The organism is Undibacterium sp. WLHG33 (genome assembly GCF_049544815.1).
Taxonomy (GTDB): domain Bacteria; phylum Pseudomonadota; class Gammaproteobacteria; order Burkholderiales; family Burkholderiaceae_D; genus Undibacterium.
Genome location: NZ_CP186697.1, coordinates 3,537,495 through 3,555,327, shown reverse-complemented (window position 1 = coordinate 3,555,327; position 17,833 = coordinate 3,537,495). Strand labels below are relative to the sequence as shown.

At 49.9% G+C, this 17,833-nt stretch carries 14 protein-coding genes and 1 other RNA gene; 3 read left to right on the top strand and 12 right to left on the bottom strand.

The features are described from left to right. Nucleotides 1-27: 27 nt before the first annotated feature. The 4 genes from dnaG to ACOTSW_RS16000 all read right to left on the bottom strand — a co-directional run bounded on the left by dnaG (nucleotide 28) and on the right by ACOTSW_RS16000 (nucleotide 4,153). On the bottom strand, nucleotides 28-1,821 hold the full coding sequence (gene dnaG / locus ACOTSW_RS16015; RefSeq protein ID WP_423680076.1) for a DNA primase: 1,794 nt from the start codon (nucleotides 1,819-1,821) through the stop codon (nucleotides 28-30). Nucleotides 1,822-1,871: 50 nt separating this feature from the next. Continuing rightward, nucleotides 1,872-2,318, bottom strand: a complete 447-nt coding sequence (locus ACOTSW_RS16010; RefSeq protein WP_212679297.1) for a GatB/YqeY domain-containing protein — start codon at nucleotides 2,316-2,318, stop codon at nucleotides 1,872-1,874. A 127-nt stretch (nucleotides 2,319-2,445) separates the two neighbouring features. Beyond that, the gene (rpsU, locus tag ACOTSW_RS16005) at nucleotides 2,446-2,658 is read right to left on the bottom strand and encodes a 30S ribosomal protein S21 (RefSeq protein ID WP_005877634.1); all 213 of its coding nucleotides are present in this window, start codon (nucleotides 2,656-2,658) and stop codon (nucleotides 2,446-2,448) included. Between the two features lie 298 nt (nucleotides 2,659-2,956). Beyond that, nucleotides 2,957-4,153 carry an NAD(P)/FAD-dependent oxidoreductase gene (locus ACOTSW_RS16000; protein ID WP_423680074.1) on the bottom strand — a complete coding sequence of 399 codons (1,197 nt, stop codon included), beginning with the start codon at nucleotides 4,151-4,153 and terminating at the stop codon, nucleotides 2,957-2,959. A gap of 474 nt (nucleotides 4,154-4,627) precedes the next feature. Here ACOTSW_RS16000 and ACOTSW_RS15995 point away from each other — a divergent pair, with 474 nt between their 5' ends. Beyond that, nucleotides 4,628-6,874 (top strand): TonB-dependent receptor, encoded by a 2,247-nt coding sequence (locus ACOTSW_RS15995; protein WP_423680073.1) that lies wholly within the window; start codon nucleotides 4,628-4,630, stop codon nucleotides 6,872-6,874. Nucleotides 6,875-6,978: 104 nt separating this feature from the next. On the opposite strand, the gene ybiB is transcribed toward ACOTSW_RS15995, so the two are convergent. The 5 genes from ybiB to ACOTSW_RS15970 form a co-directional block, all read right to left on the bottom strand. Beyond that, entirely contained in the window at nucleotides 6,979-7,971 is a 993-nt protein-coding gene (gene ybiB / locus ACOTSW_RS15990) for a DNA-binding protein YbiB (protein ID WP_423680072.1), read from the bottom strand. A gap of 4 nt (nucleotides 7,972-7,975) precedes the next feature. Further along, entirely contained in the window at nucleotides 7,976-8,431 is a 456-nt protein-coding gene (locus tag ACOTSW_RS15985; protein ID WP_423680071.1) for an EVE domain-containing protein, read from the bottom strand. 90 nt (nucleotides 8,432-8,521) lie between these two features. Then, a non-coding RNA gene (gene ssrS / locus ACOTSW_RS15980) (6S RNA) lies at nucleotides 8,522-8,701 on the bottom strand. A 77-nt stretch (nucleotides 8,702-8,778) separates the two neighbouring features. Further along, entirely contained in the window at nucleotides 8,779-9,090 is a 312-nt protein-coding gene (locus tag ACOTSW_RS15975; protein ID WP_423682348.1) for a cell division protein ZapA, read from the bottom strand. Nucleotides 9,091-9,101: 11 nt separating this feature from the next. Further along, nucleotides 9,102-9,323 carry a DUF904 domain-containing protein gene (locus ACOTSW_RS15970; RefSeq protein WP_423680070.1) on the bottom strand — a complete coding sequence of 74 codons (222 nt, stop codon included), beginning with the start codon at nucleotides 9,321-9,323 and terminating at the stop codon, nucleotides 9,102-9,104. Nucleotides 9,324-9,764: 441 nt separating this feature from the next. Here ACOTSW_RS15970 and trxA point away from each other — a divergent pair, with 441 nt between their 5' ends. Both trxA and rho read left to right on the top strand, forming a co-directional pair. Continuing rightward, complete coding sequence (gene trxA / locus ACOTSW_RS15965; protein ID WP_423680069.1) at nucleotides 9,765-10,091, top strand: thioredoxin TrxA; 327 nt, start codon at nucleotides 9,765-9,767, stop codon at nucleotides 10,089-10,091. Between the two features lie 215 nt (nucleotides 10,092-10,306). Next, nucleotides 10,307-11,569, top strand: coding sequence for a transcription termination factor Rho (gene rho, locus ACOTSW_RS15960; protein WP_212679292.1), 1,263 nt, complete (start codon nucleotides 10,307-10,309; stop codon nucleotides 11,567-11,569). A gap of 153 nt (nucleotides 11,570-11,722) precedes the next feature. Here rho and ACOTSW_RS15955 read toward each other — a convergent pair whose 3' ends face one another. From ACOTSW_RS15955 to ACOTSW_RS15945, 3 genes are all read right to left on the bottom strand, one after another. Next, on the bottom strand, nucleotides 11,723-13,150 hold the full coding sequence (locus ACOTSW_RS15955; RefSeq protein WP_423680068.1) for an efflux transporter outer membrane subunit: 1,428 nt from the start codon (nucleotides 13,148-13,150) through the stop codon (nucleotides 11,723-11,725). Between the two features lie 2 nt (nucleotides 13,151-13,152). Further along, nucleotides 13,153-16,320, bottom strand: coding sequence for an efflux RND transporter permease subunit (locus ACOTSW_RS15950; RefSeq protein WP_423680067.1), 3,168 nt, complete (start codon nucleotides 16,318-16,320; stop codon nucleotides 13,153-13,155). Nucleotides 16,321-16,421: 101 nt separating this feature from the next. Beyond that, the gene (locus ACOTSW_RS15945) at nucleotides 16,422-17,735 is read right to left on the bottom strand and encodes an efflux RND transporter periplasmic adaptor subunit (RefSeq protein ID WP_423680066.1); all 1,314 of its coding nucleotides are present in this window, start codon (nucleotides 17,733-17,735) and stop codon (nucleotides 16,422-16,424) included. Between the last annotated feature and the right edge of the window lie 98 nt (nucleotides 17,736-17,833).

Below are 17,833 nucleotides of genomic sequence, written 5' to 3'. Positions count from 1 at the left end.
ATTGCCTGAAAGAGTAGTAATACTTCACTACCTGTTACCCGCTTCAGTGGCAGCCTCTTTCCGCAACTCTTCCTGCAAATGCATAATTTCACGCCAGCGCGCCTTTTCAACCTCGGTACTTAAGCCGGATGACACAAGCCTTTCCGCCTCATACCTGAGTGCCTGGGAGCGGATCTGCCGGATCGCGCCGAGCAATTCCAGCCTGACCAACTCCGCATCTGCATCAGTCTGCCCCGCCACTTCAGCAATCAAGCCGTCAAAATCCGAACTGACAGCGCGCAATCGCTCGGCAAGAGCCGCAAATTGCGCATTCTCGCCCATTTCTTTGGCGATGCCGACCAGCTGCATCAGCATTTCCGCACCATCCGGGGCCAATAATGCTGCCTCTGCAAGAGCAACATCATCCAGCATCTGCGCCAACCCCGGATAGGCAACAAGTATCCGCATAATCTGACGCTCCAGCCCAACTGGAGCGCTGCGCTTCGCTCGCGGCGGAGCCAGCTTCTGACGAGCAACCGGTTGCGCAAGCTCAAATAAAGCCTCAATCTCAGCCGGCGTTGTCTGTGTTACTTGCGCCAGACTTCTGACAATTTGCAAACGTAATCCGGAAGGCTGCATGGCCTGCAACAATGGCTTCGCATCAAACAGTGTTTTCGCACGACCTTCCGCGGAATTAAGATCATTGTCAGCAATCATTTCCCGCATAAAAAACTGGGACAGCGGCATCGCATCATGCACTTGCTGCTCGAACGCATCTGCACCAAATTCGCGAATAAAGCTGTCAGGATCATGCTCAGCCGGCAAAAACAGAAACTTAATAAATTTATCGTCATTCGCATGCGGCAAGCACGCGTCCAGTGCACGCCGCGCGGCACGCCGCCCTGCACTATCGCCATCGAAGCTGAATACAACGTGATCTGTCTGGCGCAATAATTTTTGCACATGCGTTGGCGTACAAGCGGTTCCCAGTGTCGCAACCGCCTGCGGAAAACCCATTTGCGCCAGCGCAACGACATCCATATAACCTTCGGTCACCAGGACATAACCGGCATCACGAATGGCCTGACGCGCTTCAAATAAACCGTAGAGCTCGTAGCCCTTCTGAAACAGCGGCGTCTCAGGGGAGTTCAGGTATTTAGGCTCACCTTGCTCCATAATACGACCGCCAAATCCTATGACCTGTCCTTTTGTATTCCGTATAGGAAACATCACACGATCACGGAAACGGTCGTAGCGCTTGCGCCCGCCGCCTTCTTCGTCGCTTTTATCGATGACCAACCCGGCCTCAACCAGCTCCGGTGCCTGATAGTCAGCAAAAACAGAACGCAGACCATCCCATGCATCAGGTGCAAAACCCAGGGCGAAACGAGCAGCAATCTCACCGGTCAGCCCACGTTTTTTAAGATACGCAATCGCAGTTGGCGCAGAGCGTAACTGCTGCTTGTAAAATTCACTGGCCTTCGACATCACTTCTGACAATGCCAGACTTTTCGCCTGCACCTCCGCCCTTTGTGCCGGCAGCATGTGATCTTCTTCGGGAACGACCATGCCATTGCTTTGCGCTAAATCACGGATCGCATCAACAAAACTCAGGCCTGAATACTCCATCAAAAAACCGATGGAAGTGCCATGCGCGCCGCAGCCAAAGCAGTGGTAAAACTGTTTGGTCGGACTGACCGTAAAACTCGGAGATTTCTCATTATGAAAGGGGCACAAACCCATGTAGTTTGCGCCACCTTTTTTCAGCTGGACGTATTTACCCACCACGTCAACAATATCAACGCGGGCAAGTAAATCCTGAATAAAACTCTGTGGAATCAAGTCTGCTTAGGGGCTTCTGAACCGCCGCAATTGACAAATACAATACAAAATTAACGACTCAAAGCTGCTTTTACCAAGCCAGATACTTTTCCCATATCCGCACGGCCGGCAAGCTTTGCTTTCAGCACATCAATCACTTTACGCATATCCTGCGGACCTGCTGCACCAGTCTCGGCAACTGCAGCGGCGACTGCAGCCTGAACTTCCTCATCCGATAAAGCTGCTGGCATATAGGTTGACAACACTGCCAATTCCGCTTTTTCGATATCAGCCAAATCCTGACGACCACCGGCCTCAAATTGCTGAATCGAGTCTTTGCGCTGCTTGATCATCTTCTCAATAATGGCGAGGATCATGCCATCGTCCAGCTCAACACGCTCGTCGACTTCTTTTTGCTTCATTGCTGCTGTCAGCAAACGGATAGTTCCCAGCTTGCCAGCTTCCTTGGCGCGCATCGCGGCTTTCATATCATCGGTGATTTGCTCTTTTAAGCTCATGACTTACCCCTGAATAACTGAATCAGATCAAAATAATAAAGCCCGCTGCGGCTGACCGGAGCGGGCATGCAATACCTGAGCAATGCAATACCGAGGGTATCTGACCAAGTCAGACACACGATCGGAATTAATACATTTTCTTAGGCAATTGCTGACTACGAATACGTTTGTAGTGACGCTTGACTGCTGCTGCCAGCTTACGCTTACGCTCTGCAGTTGGCTTCTCGTAGAACTCGCGAGCGCGCAATTCGGTCAACAGACCGGTCTTTTCGATAGTGCGCTTGAAGCGGCGCATGGCGACTTCGAACGGCTCGTTTTCTTTAAGGCGAATTGTGGTCATGTAAGTTCAAACCAATGAAAGATTTATAGAAGAACGAGATATTAGCAGGATTTTGCGAGTATGGGAAGGACGATGATTAAATCTTACGCAAAAAACTTACTCACCCCTAGCAAAAAACAACAGGAAGTCAACTCCCCAAACCGGATATTTTAAGAAAAGTGGGGGAGTATCCGACAAAAACGACCAAATGTCAGCGTCATAACTAGGGTTTTAAATATACTCCCCCCAGTATTTTTGAGGCTCCCGGACCACGCGGACGCCCTTCGTTTCGTCTGCATCATGATGAGGATGACAACGATCAGACAGCCGTTCCGGCTGCATTGCCCGACGCCCACGCCCATTGAAAGTTATAGCCGCCCAGCCAGCCAGTGACATCGACCGCCTCGCCGATAAAGTACAGCCCCGGCACTTTGTTTGCCATCATGCTCTGCTGCGACAGCTCCCGCGTATCAACACCGCCACGAGTGACTTCGGCCTTGCGATAACCTTCAGAACCGTCAGGAGTCAGCTCCCAACGATTGATTTTTTCAGCCAGCAAACGCAGACGCTTATCCTGCATATCCGCGATTTTCAGATTGCCGTCGAATGCATGAGCGGTGAGCAAGCCATCAATCAGTCGTCCCGGTAAATATTGCGATAAATAATTGGCGAGGTTCTTTTTTGTCGTCGTTTTCGCCGCGACCAGGTCTTCTGCCAGATCGACTTCGGGTAACAGATTAATCCGGATCGGCGTACCTGGCTGCCAATAACTCGATATCTGCAAGACAGCCGGGCCTGACAAACCACGATGCGTGAACAGTAAATCTTCCCGGAACAGCGCTCTATTCTTCTTGGTGCCGGTTTCAATATCGACTTCAAGAGAAATCCCAGACAGCGGCACAAACGGCTCCCATGCAGTGGCATCGAACGTCAATGGCACCAAAGCCGGTCTAGTCTCTATGATTTTCAAGCCAAACTGACGGGCAATTTTGTGTGAAAAATCAGTGGCGCCGATTTTGGGTATCGACAGCCCGCCCGTAGCAACGACCACCTGATCCACCATGATGCCGCCTTGCGCGGTCTGCACAACAAAACCTGCATCCGTTTTTTGCACATCGCTGACAGCACAAGACATGCGCCACTGCACCTTACCCAGATCACATTCTGCTTTCAGCATGCGGATGATGTCTTCGGCACTGTCATCGCAAAACAGCTGTCCCTTGTGCTTTTCATGCCAGGCGATGTTGTGGCGCTTCATCAGAGATAAAAAATCCTGCGGCGTGTAACGCGACAGAGCGCTTTTACAGAAATGCGGATTTTCTGATAAATAATTGGCGGGACCTGCATGCAGGTTCGTAAAATTACAGCGCCCGCCACCGGAGATACGAATTTTCTCTGCGAGCCGGCTGGCATGGTCAATTAATACGACACGTTTGCCGCGCTGCCCTGCGACTGCAGCGCACATCATGCCAGCCGCGCCGGCACCGATTACAGCAACATCAACTTGTTTATTCATGGCAGCCTCAAAAAATTCAGGCGTGATTGTAACGGAATCGTTGTCCATGACCGACTAAACAAATTTGCTGCACACCGGTACCGATGTCATGCTGCTCAGGATAAGGCACATATCAACAACATGGAACTTTGCGCTGCTTCAATAAACTGTGTGCTGCTTTTGGGTGCAGGCGGCTGATCTGCACCAGCAACGTCGCGATGCACAACATCTCTTTCCTGTTGGAATCATATTTCTGTTTCGTCGGACAAACTGTTTGAAATTCACCACAAGATTTTGCGTATATCTCAGCTTATTTTTGTCATAAAAGACTTAATACTTGACTTGATTTACATCAAAAGAGATAACTGATCACAGCCTCAAGCAAACGTTTGCGCAGCGACGATAAGACAAACAACATCATCATCGCCAAGCACACTTCTGGCTCACTTATGCACTCAATCTGATCACCGATCAACCACTACGGGGACTCTCTTCATGCCAACCTTTACTTCGAAATCTGCTCGACAAGTACAAGTCCGCAGCCTGATTGCACTGGCAATCGCGTCTGCATTTCCCATGCAGACAGCATGGGCACAGGAAGCTAAAAAAGACGATACAACCAAACTGGAAACAGTCATCGTCACCGCAAACCGCCGCGCCGAAAACATCAAGGAAGTCCCGATGGCGATTTCCGCGATTAAAGGCGAGGCGCTTGATACTTACAATGCCAGCGGTCAGGATATCCGTTTCCTTGCAGCGCGCGTTCCCAGTCTGAATATTGAATCCGATTTTGGCCGGTCTTTCCCACGTTTTTATATCCGTGGTCTGGGCAATACTGATTTCGATCTGAATGCATCGCAACCTGTCGGACTGATTTTTGATGATGTTGTGCAGGAAAGCCCTATTCTCAAAGGCTTCCCGGTCTTTGATGTCGATCAGGTCGAGATGTTGCGCGGCCCGCAAGGCACGCTGTTCGGACGCAACTCACCGGCTGGCGTGCTGAAATTTGACTCGGCAAAACCAACCAACCGCTTTGAAGGATACGGCAGCCTCGGTTACGGCAATTACAATGCCGTCAATCTGGAAGGTGCCATTAATGTGCCACTGAGCAAAGAATGGGCGATGCGTTTTTCCGGTCAGGCGCAAAGCCGCGATGACCGCGTGACCAATCCACGTTCTACCGGTGAAAAAAATCTGGAAGGTTATCGCGACAATGCTGCGCGCCTGCAGTTCTCTTACAAAACATCTGACTTCAGCGCTCTGATGAATTTCCATGGTCGCGATATGTCTGGTAACGCGACCTTGTTCCGCGCCAATATCATCCAGAAAGGCACGAATAATCTTGTACCTGGCTTCGATTACGGCACCTACCCTACCGATGGTCTGAATACGCAAACACTGACCTCTTCCGGTGCCAGCCTGCGTCTGCGCTGGGATTTACCGGGAATGAGCGTTCACTCCATCACGGCGTACGATAAAGCAAAATTTTATAGCCGTGCTGACGTTGACGGCGGTTACAGCGCCGGAGCGACTTCCGGCCCGGGATTTATTCCGTTCGCATCAGAAACTGCCGATGGCCTGCCGAATCTGAAGCAGGTCACCCAGGAAGTGCGCGTTGAGTCCAATACCAAAGATCCGCTGCAATGGATCACAGGTCTGTATTACTTCAGTGAAGACCTGCAGGTCGACAGCTTTAACTTTGATTCCATGAGCGCAGGCAATCCACAAAATGGCTATGCCGTGCAGCATCAGAATGCTAAATCATGGGCTGCATTCGGCACACTGAATTACGCAGTTAACGACAAACTGAAGCTGCGTGGCGGTGTACGCTACACCAGCGATAAAAAAGATTTTGACGCACAGAGAACGCAGACACCATTTGGCGGGAAAAATACCGACTTCTTGCAAGCGCATCCTTCCTCCACGAACGTCAGCTGGGATCTGGGTGCCAATTACACCCTGGATAAAGAAACATCCCTGTTTGCGCGTGCAGCAACCGGCTATCGCGCCCCTAGTGTTCAAGGCAGGGTTCTTTTCGGCGACTCGATTTCCGTTGCTCAGTCAGAAAAAACGCTGTCGTTTGAAGCGGGTATCAAAAAAGATATTCTGGATAACACAGCTCGCGTAAGTGCCACAGTATTTCATTACACCGCGAAGGATTTGCAGCTCACCGCAGGTAGCGGCAGTGTGAATCAGAACAAACTGGTTAACGCAGATAAAGCCGTTGGTCAGGGTTTTGAGCTGGACTTACAAGCAAACTTGAACCGCAACTGGAAAACGACAGTTGGCGTGAGTTATAACGATACTGAGATCAAGGATGACAAACTGTTCGTTGCCCCATGCGGTAACGGTTGCACAGTAACTAATCCGAAAGGCCCTGTCGCAGGAACCGTTTTAATCGGCGGCAACCCGTTGCCACGCGCACCTAAATGGGTAGGTAATTTCTCGTTGAAATATTCGACACAAATCGGTGCCGGTACTTTGTACGCTAATACAGACTGGGCTTACAAAGACAGCTACAACATGTTCCTGTACGAAGCAAAAGAGTACAAAGCAAAGTCGATGTTGGAAGGTGGTCTGCGCGTAGGTTACGTCTGGGCCGATGGCAAATATGAGCTCGCTGCATATGGCCGTAACATCACCAATAAGCAACAGGTCATCGCCGCCATCGACTTCAACAATCTGACAGGTATCGTGAACGAACCACGCAGCTATGGCGTGCAGTTCAAAGCAAACTTCTGATACACCGTCGTACATAAAAAACGCCGGATTCATCGTCCGGCGTTTTTTTTATCCGTATCACCGACAGACTATTCTGCCGTCTGCGGCAATCATGTTGTCGACAGTTATCCAGGCAAGCGCTGGTGGATCAGGCGAGAGACCAACACACAATGCTCGACCTGTGCTGCAATATTCACCGGAACAGGAATCTCATCATTGAGCACACGCTGTATCCATATTGCGGTAGTCGTGGTATCCAATTGTTCCGGAATGTTCTCAATCTCGCCGACAATCACAGACTGAGTATGAGCCAAGGTCGTCGTCTCACCTTCGTGTATCCAGTCTATCTGCTGCGCACGACCGGTACTGGCTACCGTCTCTCCTTCGGTACCGCGCATTAAAAACGCGTCGCCCGCATGATGTGGCGCGCGCTGACTAAAGTAATGCTGCAACATTTGCTGATATTCCGGATGGGTGTACGAAGTCAGACGCAAAGCCGGTGTTGTGAATGGTTGCAGTAGCTTCACCAAAGTATGAGTGGAATTACGGACACCGAGTATTTTTCTCAAAGCCAGTAAACGTGCAAGGGCCGGAGATAGCAATTCTATGGAAATAAATGCTGGTCGCGATAAAGCTATTTCACGGCTGATGTCGGCGGCATTACTGCAAACTGGAAAATGCAGAGCAGAAAAAATTTCGGCAGTCGTCACGCGACCAGGGTCATGACTAACGCCATGCACCAGCACAGGTATGCCACGACGGGCCAACAAGATTGCCAGTAACGGTGTCAGATTCGGTTTTTTGCGTGCGCCGTTGTAACTCGGTATCAGCACCGGAACGAAGCTGTTGCTGGCAGGCGCCTCCAGCTCCAGCATAAACGGACGGGCTGCACGTAAAAAGCCGGCGATCTCATCGATCGACTCGCCCTTAATCCGCATCGCCAGCAAAATCGCTCCCAGCTCAAGGTCGCTGACACGACCGTCCAGCATCGCAGTGTATAAGGTCGCAGCATCTTCGGATGACATGCTGCGTGCACCATCTTTGCCGCGGCCAATTTCCTTGATGAATCTGGCACACGGAAACGCCACTGCGGAGGTTGTCGTCAGGTTGTCGGTCATCAGTTTATTTATCCAGAATGGCTAATATGGTTTCCCATTCATGCGGAGTCACTGGCGTGATCGATAAACGGCTACCTTTTTGCAGCACCAGCATACTCTCTAACTCAGGTACTGATCTCAACTCTGTCAGGCTTAATAAACGCGTTTTCCTCAAGGCTTTTATATCGACCATCATCCAACGGGGATTTTCTCTGCTTGCTTTCGGATCGTAATACTTACTCTCTTCGTCGAACTGAGTATGGTCAGGGTAAGCGGTACTGCTGACCTCAGCGATTCCGGCAATACCGGGCTGAGCGCAACTTGAATGATAGAACAGTACGCCGTCACCAATCCGCATAGCGTCACGCATAAAATTCCGCGCCTGATAATTCCTAACACCAAACCACGGCACGCTCTTCATTTTCAGCACATCATCGATACTGATCTCATCAGGTTCTGACTTCATTAGCCAATAATTCATCGTCGTTTGAGTGAAAGAGAAAAGTAAATTGTCGCACATTCAGACGCGCCAAATAAAAAACGACTGTCAGAAATGACAGTCGTTTCAGAATGAGTCCCCACCGATGCCGCTATGCCGGCATCCTGAACCTAGCGGTTCAAGTTGGCCGCAGTTAGTTCAATTTCGGGTTCATCGAACTAGCGACGCTCACACCTATCGAACAATATCCCACAGCCTATGCACATAAATGGTTCAAGGAATATATGGCATTGGCGAACACGGCAGGGAACTGAAGTTTACTCCCAAATGTGACTGAAGCGAGAACTATTTTGAATAATTTTGATTAAATTAAACAATAATCCTGAAATTCAAAATAGGTTTTCTTGCGGAGTCAGTGCATGGTCCATTATCTCGTGCATCTGCGCCATTTTTTGCTTCACCTCTGACAAAGATAAGCCAGATAAAGGACCTTCCGGAGATTTGGTCGCCAGCAACTCGGTCGTCATACCGAGAGCTGCCATCACTGCGATCCTGTCGGTTCCTTTGACGCGGGAAGAATCGCGAATCGCGCACATCTTTGCGTCGAGATAAGCAGCCGCTTCCCGCAATGCGCGGTCTTCACCTTCTTTGCATGATAATTTATAAGCTTGTCCCATGATGGTGACATCGACCTGGATCACTTTTTTATCACTCATACTGACACCTCTTCGTCTTTAAGGACTTCGGCAGGTAATTGCATCAGTAAAGCAGTAATCCGTTCGTGCGCTTGTTGCATACGTTCCTTCGCATCCTGATTTTGCGTTGTCAACGCGGTTACTTCATTACGTAAAGCAGCATTTTCCACACGCAAGGCATGAGCGAGCTCTGCGAGCTTAGCCACTTTTTCAGCAAGCAATTCGAAATCGGAAATCATCATATGTCTATGTATTTTGGGGCGCAACAAACCTGATTTCTTATTATACGAGCAAACCCCCGGCACTGACATCTTGATCTGCGGTCAAAGCAATAAATTGCGTGTATGGGTGGATTATTCCGTATCGGGATACATCTTCTAAAACGGGTGTCACTCTACGTATCGTCAAAGAAATCAGTATGCGGCCAGGCATTTTAGGCGCTGAATTATACAAATTGGCGCTGAGCGTCACACTTTTTTTGAAAATAGGTTATTATTTGTCGCATAGCTGACCACGCTTGGTTCTTCATTGGCATATTCAAGGTGTGAGTAAATTCCCGCTATTGAAATTAAGCAAATCGCCGCCAGATCCAACCTCTGAATACGGCGAGTTCCCAACTGCCCGACCGATATTCTGTGGCGCTGTTACCCCTTAATTTTTTCCCTCTCGATGAGGATTCCATGAGCGAAAACATCAAATACGTAAGCGATGCTTCTTTTGAAGCTGATGTATTAAAATCTGACAAACCCGTGCTGGTCGATTTCTGGGCTGAATGGTGTGGTCCATGCAAAATGATCGCGCCGATTCTGGAAGAAGTTGCCAAAGAATACGATGGTAAAATTATTGTCGCAAAAATGGATGTTGATGCTAACCAAGCAGTTCCTGCTCAATTTGGTATCCGCGGCATCCCGACACTGATACTGTTTAAAAATGGTTCAGTTGCGGCACAAAAAGTCGGCGCACTTGCAAAAGGTCAGCTGATTTCTTTTATCGATAGCAATATCTGACAATTTGCTCTGCCTGTTGCGCTGGATGCTTTTTCTGATGGTGTACAATCCTGTGAAATTGAATTCCGGCGCATCATGCGTAACGAGCACACCGTACACATACATAAAGAATGCTTAACAGGTCGCTGACCTCAAGAGACAAATAACGATTCTGTTTATTCCGCAGTTCCTCTGTTCACTCCCCCACCTCATATTCCCGTCCTGGGACACTCACCATGCATCTATCTGAATTAAAAGCCCTACACGTATCCGCATTACTGGAAATGGCGATCGGGCTTGATATTGACAACGCTGCGCGTATGCGCAAACAAGAATTGATGTTTGCGATTTTGAAAAAACGTGCAAAAGCAGGCGAACAAATTTTTGGCGATGGCGCACTTGAAGTATTACCTGATGGTTTTGGCTTCCTGCGCTCTCCCGACGCCAGCTACATGGCATCGACAGATGACATCTACATTTCTCCTTCGCAAATCCGCCGTTTCAATTTGCATACCGGTGACTCGATTGAGGGGGAAGTACGTACTCCTAAGGATGGCGAGCGCTATTTCGCACTGGTGAAAGTAGACAAGGTTAACGGCGAATCACCGGAAGCATCCAAACACCGTATTCTGTTTGAAAATCTGACACCTCTGCACCCGAACAAAGTGCTGACGCTGGAACGCGAAATGCGCGGCGAAGAGAATACGACAGGCCGGATTATCGACATGATTTCCCCTATCGGACGTGGTCAGCGCGGCTTGCTGGTCGCCTCTCCGAAATCGGGTAAATCCGTGATGCTGCAGCATATCGCGCATGCCATCACAACCAATCATCCGGATGTAACATTAATCGTTTTACTGATCGATGAACGCCCTGAAGAAGTGACCGAGATGCAGCGTTCCGTGCGTGGTGAAGTCGTCGCCTCCACTTTCGACGAACCTGCAACACGCCACGTTCAGGTTGCTGAAATGGTACTGGAAAAAGCCAAGCGTTTAGTCGAAATGAAAAAAGACGTGGTCATTCTGCTCGACTCGATCACCCGTCTGGCGCGTGCCTACAATACCGTTATTCCGGCATCCGGCAAGGTGCTGACAGGCGGTGTCGATGCTAATGCATTGCAGCGCCCAAAACGCTTCTTCGGTGCAGCACGTAATGTCGAAGAAGGCGGCTCGTTAACGATTATCGCCACGGCGCTGATTGAGACTGGCAGCCGTATGGACGACGTGATCTACGAGGAATTCAAAGGCACGGGTAACATGGAAGTACATCTGGAACGTCGCCTGGCGGAAAAACGCGTTTATCCGGCAATTAACCTGAATAAATCTGGCACACGTCGCGAAGAATTACTGATCAAACCAGATCAGCTCCAGAAAATCTGGATTCTGCGTAAGTTGCTGTATTCGATGGATGAAATCGAAGCGATGGAATTCATTCTCGATAAAATGAAAGCCACCAAAAATAATGCGGAGTTTTTTGAAATGATGCGTCGTGGTGGTTAAGTACGTCCATAGTTGATGGATGTGCTAAAAAAAGCTGTCAATGAAAATTGTCAGCTTTTTTAACGCCTTGCAGTTACGCTTCTGACGCACATCTCCAAAATAAAAAAGGCTTCCTGAATTACATCAGGAAGCCTTCTTCTTTAAGCGAACAATTTACTGTGAGATAGCTTTCACTTCCCAACCACCACCAACCGCTTTATACAAGCTGACCACTGCGCTGAGATGGGCACGCTGAGTATCGATCAACGCAGTTTCAACCGCAGCCAAATCACGTTGCGCATTCAACACTTCGAGGTAGCTACTGTAACCATTTTTATAGCGTAACTCCGCCAGTCGCTGACTGTCTGTCAATGCCTTAACGCGCTTTTGGTTCGCCCGATAAATCTGCTCATTTGATTCAGCACTGCTCAACGCATCATGCACGTCGCGGAAAGCCCCTTGCACCGCTTGCACATACTGCGCAGTCGCCTGCGTTTTGCGAGCTTCAGCGCCAGATACCACGGCACCAATTGCTCCGGCACGGAATACCGGCTGAACCAGATTGGCGCCGAGATTCCATAACAAAGAGGTAGGATCAACCAGATCTTTGAACACACGCGACTCGTAGCCTATGCCTGTCGTCAACTTCAGACTGGGAAAATACGCTGCCTTCGCCTGACCGATATCAGCATTCGCAGCAATCAGCGTTTGTTCCGCCGCCAGAATATCAGGGCGACGATTCAATACATCGGAGGGTAAATCTGCAGGCAGACTTAGATGTTGGTATAACGCCTGAATATCCTTACCGCGTGCAATCACTGGCTGGGCGACGGCAGCCGGACTGCGGCCCAGCAACACGGCAATGGCTGACTCAAGATTAGAAACAGCCAGCTTCGCTTGCGATACGCTGACTTCTGCTGCAGCAGCTTCAGATTCCGCCTGATGAAGATCAAGCTCTCCAGTCGCACCAGATGCAAATCGCTTCTGTTGCAGACGCAGATTTTCTGCGCGTGTCTGATAGGTTGACTGAGCTAACGCCAGTTGTGCATCAGCGGCACGCAGCGCGAAATAACTCTGTGCAAGATTGCTGAACAAACTGGTTTGTACCGTCGTGCGGTTGTATTCCTGTGCAAATAAGCGGGCTTTCGCCGCTTCATCCGCGCGCGACAACTTCCCCCAGAAATCGACTTCATACGAAGCCGTCAGCCCAAGCTGAAAATCCTTACTGACAGGATTTGCACCGCTGGCCAACTTACCTGCATTCTCACTGGTACGGACTTTAGAGCCACTCAGTGTCGCATCCACACTGGGATAACGGTTGGATTTTGCACCGACAGCAAGGGCACGTGCTTCTTCTATGCGCCCTGCTGCCAGCAGCAAATCCTGATTATTTTTTTCCGCTTCCTGTATCAGTTCAAGCAGGACAGGGTCACGGAATGTGCTCCACCATTCAACAAAATCCGTTTTCGTCGTCGCTCCAGATACTGCCAGCTTAGCAGGAACATCAAGCTGAGGACGTTGATAATCTGGTCCTACCGATGCACATCCTGCCAACACCAGACTGGCAACGATCGTGCTCAGGGCAAATTGTGTTTTCAACATAATTATTCCTTCCCTTCTGCTTTTTGTTCTTTAATCAGCTGCCCCAGAGGGATGTGATCCGGATGATGGAAGTCTTCAGGGTATGTTTTAAAGCGTTTATCGTTAATCAGCTTAAAGAACAAAGGCACAAAAAAGATCGCGAGGAAAGTCGCTGCGAGCATGCCACCCAGAACGCCGGTTCCCAGGGATTGACGTGCCGCAGCACCCGCACCATGCGAGAAGGCGAGTGGTACCACCCCCAGAATAAATGCCAGCGAAGTCATCAGAATCGGGCGGAAACGCAGACGCGCCGCCTCCACTGCCGCGGCAACCGGCGCATAACCTTCATGCACTTTCATCACCGCGAACTCCACAATCAGAATCGCATTTTTTGCTGACAAGCCGAGCAAGGTGACCAAACCGATCTGGAAGTACACGTCGTTGTTGAAGTGACGCAGATATACCGCCAGCAGCGCACCAAAGATACCGAAAGGCATCGCCAGCAGTACAGAAAATGGTAACGACCATTTTTCATACTGTGCTGCCAAAATCAGGAAAATCATCAGAACACCCGCACCCAATGCCAGACCCGCGGCATTGCTGCTGCGTTTTTCCTGGAATGACGCACCGCCCCAGTCATACACGATATCGGCTGGCAACACATTTTTCGCTGCGCGCTCCATCGCTGCAATCGCCTGACCGGAACTGAAGCCTGGTTTAGCATCTCCCATGAGTTTAATCGCGGGCAAGGCATTGAAACGTTCCACAGAGTCAGGCCCTGTGATGAACTTGATCGTAGTGAACGCCCGGATAGGTACCATCTGACCATTGGCAGAGCGTACATACATCGCACCGATATCATCCGGTTTCGCGCGGAACTGGCCTTCAGCCTGCAACTGCACGGTGTAGATACGACCGTTTTTATTGAAGTCGTTAACGTAGTAACTACCCATCGTAGCTGCCAGCGTATTGTAGATATCTGCTAACGCGACTCCCATCGATTTGGCTTTTTCATTATCCACGTCGACATACAATTGCGGTGAATTGGCTTGCCACAATGTTTTTACCCCGGCCAGCTCTGGCTGCTTATTCGCTTCTGCAATCAGCAAAGGCAAAATCTGTGCGAGACGTTTAACTCCCCCCTCACCCGCATTCTGCAGATAAAACTCAAAGCCACCGGTCTGACCTAAGCCCTGAATCGCTGGCGGAGCAAAAAACAAAGGTAAGCCTTCTTTAATGCGACCAGTTTTCATATAGCTTTCACCAACCAGCTGTTGCGCTGATTTACTGCGTTCTTCCCATGGTTTTAAAGGGAAGAACATCGTCGCAGAGGAAGATTTCAAACCACCGCCACCGAGGAAGTCCAGCCCCACCAACGCAAAGGTTGTGTCGATCTCCGGATTAGTTTTCATCACCGATTCAACCTGTTTGACAACAGCATCAGTGCGGTCAAGAGAAGCACCATCAGGCAAAATGGTCGCGCCCAGGAAATAGCCCTGATCCTCATCAGGCACCAGCCCACCGGGCACGGTCTTCCACAGTACTCCTGTCAACGCCACCATACCCGTTACCAGACAAACGCCCAATAGAGCCCTCTTGAGGAAAAAGCTGACGCCGTTGGTGTAGTGTTTTGTAAAACGCAGGAAAGCCGCGTTAAACCAGAGAAAAAACGGATGATGATTTTCTGTTCCTGGCTTGAGGAAAAGTGCACACAAAGCCGGTGTCAGAGTCAACGCAACGATACCGGATAACACCACCGCGATAGAAATCGTGACCGAGAACTGACGATATAATTCACCTGCAAGACCACCAAGGAAAGCAATCGGACCAAACGCAGCAACCAGCACCAGTACAATCGCAATCACCGGTCCCGTTACCTCATGCATTGCTTCAATCGCCGCATCTTTCGGGGTCATTCCTTCTTCGTTAATCAAGCGCTCAACGTTTTCCAATACCACGATCGCATCATCCACCACGATACCGATCGCCAGCACCATACCGAATAAGGTCAGTGTATTAATGCTGTACCCCAGCAGATGCAAACCTGCCATCGTACCAATCAGAGAGACAGGAACCGCCAGCGTAGGAATGATGGTTGCCCGCCAGCTTTGCAAGAACAGATAAACCACAATAAACACCAGTACCATCGCTTCTGCCAGCGTTTTCAACACTTCGGCAATCGACTCAGTCACGAAAGGTGTCGTATCGTAAGGCGTTGCGTAGCTCATTCCTTCCGGGAATTTTGCCTTCAGCTCTTGCAAGGTTTTCTCAACAGCCTTACGTGTTTCCAGCGCATTTGCGCCGGTCTGTAAAAATACGCCGATATTGGCGGACGGATGTCCGTTAATACGGCCATACAGGTTGTAATCTTTCGATCCCAGTTCCACCCGTGCCACATCTTTAATGCGGATAGTTCCACCGTTTTTATCCGTCTTCACGATAATATTGGCAAACTGTTCGGGCTCCAGCAAGCGCCCTTTGGCAGTCACTGTCATGGTCAGCTCTTCGGTATTATTCGGTGTCGCACCGATCTTACCTGCCGCATACTGCGCATTCTGCTCGTTCACCGCATTTGATATATCGGCTACGGTAACACCCAGTTGCGCCATACGATCAGGGCGCATCCAGATCCGCATCGCATAATCTTTCGCACCAAAAATCTGTACGTTTGTCGTTCCCGGAATCCGCTTGATCGCATCCAGTACATTCTGGGTCGCGTAATTCGACAAATACAATGCATCGTAGCGATTATCAGGTGAATACAAAGCGGCAACCACCAGGAAATTCGACGAACTCTTAGAGACTGTCACACCCTGGCGACGGACTTCCTGTGGCAACTTAGCATCAGCCTGCCGTACGCGGTTATTCACGTTCACTGCAGCAATATCGAGATTCGTCCCCACTTCAAATGTCACGTTAATTGATACGCGACCGTCGGCAGATGAAACAGAATCCATATACAACATGTGTTCAACACCATTGATCTGCTCTTCAATCGGTGCTGCGACGGTGCGCTCAATCACTTCGGCTGAAGCGCCGGGATAGATCGCCGTCACATTGACTACCGGCGGAGAAATTTCCGGGTAGCGCGAAATTGGCAGGACGCGTAACGCGGCCAGACCTGCCAGCACGATAATCAGCGAGACGACAGTCGCGAAAATCGGCCGGTTAATAAAAAATTTAGAGAACATGAATGATTCCTTGTCGCCCGTTTCTCATAGAAGCGGGATGTTCATAAAGAAAGGAGTGCCATTAATAATCAGCGCTGCAACTCACTAGCTTATCGGTACTGTTACCTGGTGCCGGTTGCGGAAGCTGCGGATGCGGAAACCGCTTCTTTTGCAGGCACCGGAGCGGCCGCCGGTGCTGATGCAGCATTTGCCGCCTGCGCGGAAACGACTACCGGCTTCACTGTCATACCAGGATCATGTGCCTTGATCACGCCATCAACCATCACGCGTTCGCCGGCTTTGAGTCCTTTGGTTACGATCCATTCACCATGCGACCAGCCTTCAAGTTCAACCGGACGTGGTGCCAGTTTGTTATCCGGAGTCACAACGAAAACCATCTTGCCCATAGGACCATCAATAATCGCACGTTGCGGTACCGCCAGCGCGCCTAAGCGCTTCGCACCCGATAACATGACACGGACAAACTGTCCCGGACGCAGAGTACCGTCAGAATTGGCCACTTGCGCACGCGCGTCAAAGCCACCGCTGGCAGCATTAATGCGTTCACTGACAAAATTCATTTTGCCGGTCGTCGGGTACGTACTACCGTCGGCCAGTTTCAATTTCACGTCAAAACCTATGCTGCCATTCTTACCGGCTTTTCCTGGTACAGCGACCTTGCCATTCGATACTTCTTTGGAGATTTTCAGGTAATCCGACTCAGGGATACTGAAGTTCACATACAAAGTATCTGTCTGCACTATGGTCGTTAACAAACTGTCGGCACTGGTAATGAGACTACCATTCGATTTCGCCGCCATACCGGTCACACCATCTATCGGCGCCACTACTTTGGTATAACTCAAATTCAGCTTTGCTTCATTTGCCTGTGCCCGCGCTTGTTTATAACTGGCTTCCGCCGTTTCCAGCGTCGACTTGGCATCATCAAATTCTTTCTGACTGATCGCTTTTTCAGCAGCGAGAGGAGCCAGACGCGCATATTCACGTTTTGCCTGATTCAACTTTGCTTCTGCAACGCCGGCGGCAGCTTCAGCAGAAGCGAGTTGCGTCTGATAATTAGCCGGATCGATCTGAAATAAGACGGTACCCGCTTTTACACGGGAGCCTTCTTCATATAAACGATTTTCCAGAATACCCGGAACACGCGCCCGGATCTCTGTTTCTTTCGAGCCCGCAGTCTGGCCAACATATTCAAAATCAACCGACAGATCACGGCTTTCCAGCGTGACAACATTAACCTCTGGCGGAGGCATATTACCTGGGCCTGCATTTTGTCCGCCTTGTTTACCACAGGCAGTCAGCACCATTAAAGACAAAGTGATCACCAGCGCGCTGGCGGCACGGCGAGAAAATAATTGCGATATCTGGGATGACAGGGTTGTGGACCGGGACGAAGAGATACCTGAAGAGTACATAGAAATTCTTTCTTATTGATGAAAGGACGGTGTGGTATTATATACATACACGAATGTTTGTAAATAAATTTATGAAATGACTATCAGATTAACAAGGG

Excerpts from the sequence above, each read along its gene's own strand:
- ACOTSW_RS16010 (WP_212679297.1), bottom strand. The coding sequence starts at position 2,318 with ATGAGCTTAAAAGAGCAAATCACCGATGATATGAAAGCCGCGATGCGC.
- rpsU (WP_005877634.1), bottom strand. The coding sequence starts at position 2,658 with ATGACCACAATTCGCCTTAAAGAAAACGAGCCGTTCGAAGTCGCCATG.
- ACOTSW_RS16000 (WP_423680074.1), bottom strand. The coding sequence starts at position 4,153 with ATGAATAAACAAGTTGATGTTGCTGTAATCGGTGCCGGCGCGGCTGGC.
- ACOTSW_RS15995 (WP_423680073.1), top strand. The coding sequence starts at position 4,628 with ATGCCAACCTTTACTTCGAAATCTGCTCGACAAGTACAAGTCCGCAGC.
- ybiB (WP_423680072.1), bottom strand. The coding sequence starts at position 7,971 with ATGACCGACAACCTGACGACAACCTCCGCAGTGGCGTTTCCGTGTGCC.
- ACOTSW_RS15985 (WP_423680071.1), bottom strand. The coding sequence starts at position 8,431 with ATGAATTATTGGCTAATGAAGTCAGAACCTGATGAGATCAGTATCGAT.
- ACOTSW_RS15970 (WP_423680070.1), bottom strand. The coding sequence starts at position 9,323 with ATGATTTCCGATTTCGAATTGCTTGCTGAAAAAGTGGCTAAGCTCGCA.
- trxA (WP_423680069.1), top strand. The coding sequence starts at position 9,765 with ATGAGCGAAAACATCAAATACGTAAGCGATGCTTCTTTTGAAGCTGAT.
- rho (WP_212679292.1), top strand. The coding sequence starts at position 10,307 with ATGCATCTATCTGAATTAAAAGCCCTACACGTATCCGCATTACTGGAA.
- ACOTSW_RS15955 (WP_423680068.1), bottom strand. The coding sequence starts at position 13,150 with ATGTTGAAAACACAATTTGCCCTGAGCACGATCGTTGCCAGTCTGGTG.
- ACOTSW_RS15950 (WP_423680067.1), bottom strand. The coding sequence starts at position 16,320 with ATGTTCTCTAAATTTTTTATTAACCGGCCGATTTTCGCGACTGTCGTC.
- ACOTSW_RS15945 (WP_423680066.1), bottom strand. The coding sequence starts at position 17,735 with ATGTACTCTTCAGGTATCTCTTCGTCCCGGTCCACAACCCTGTCATCC.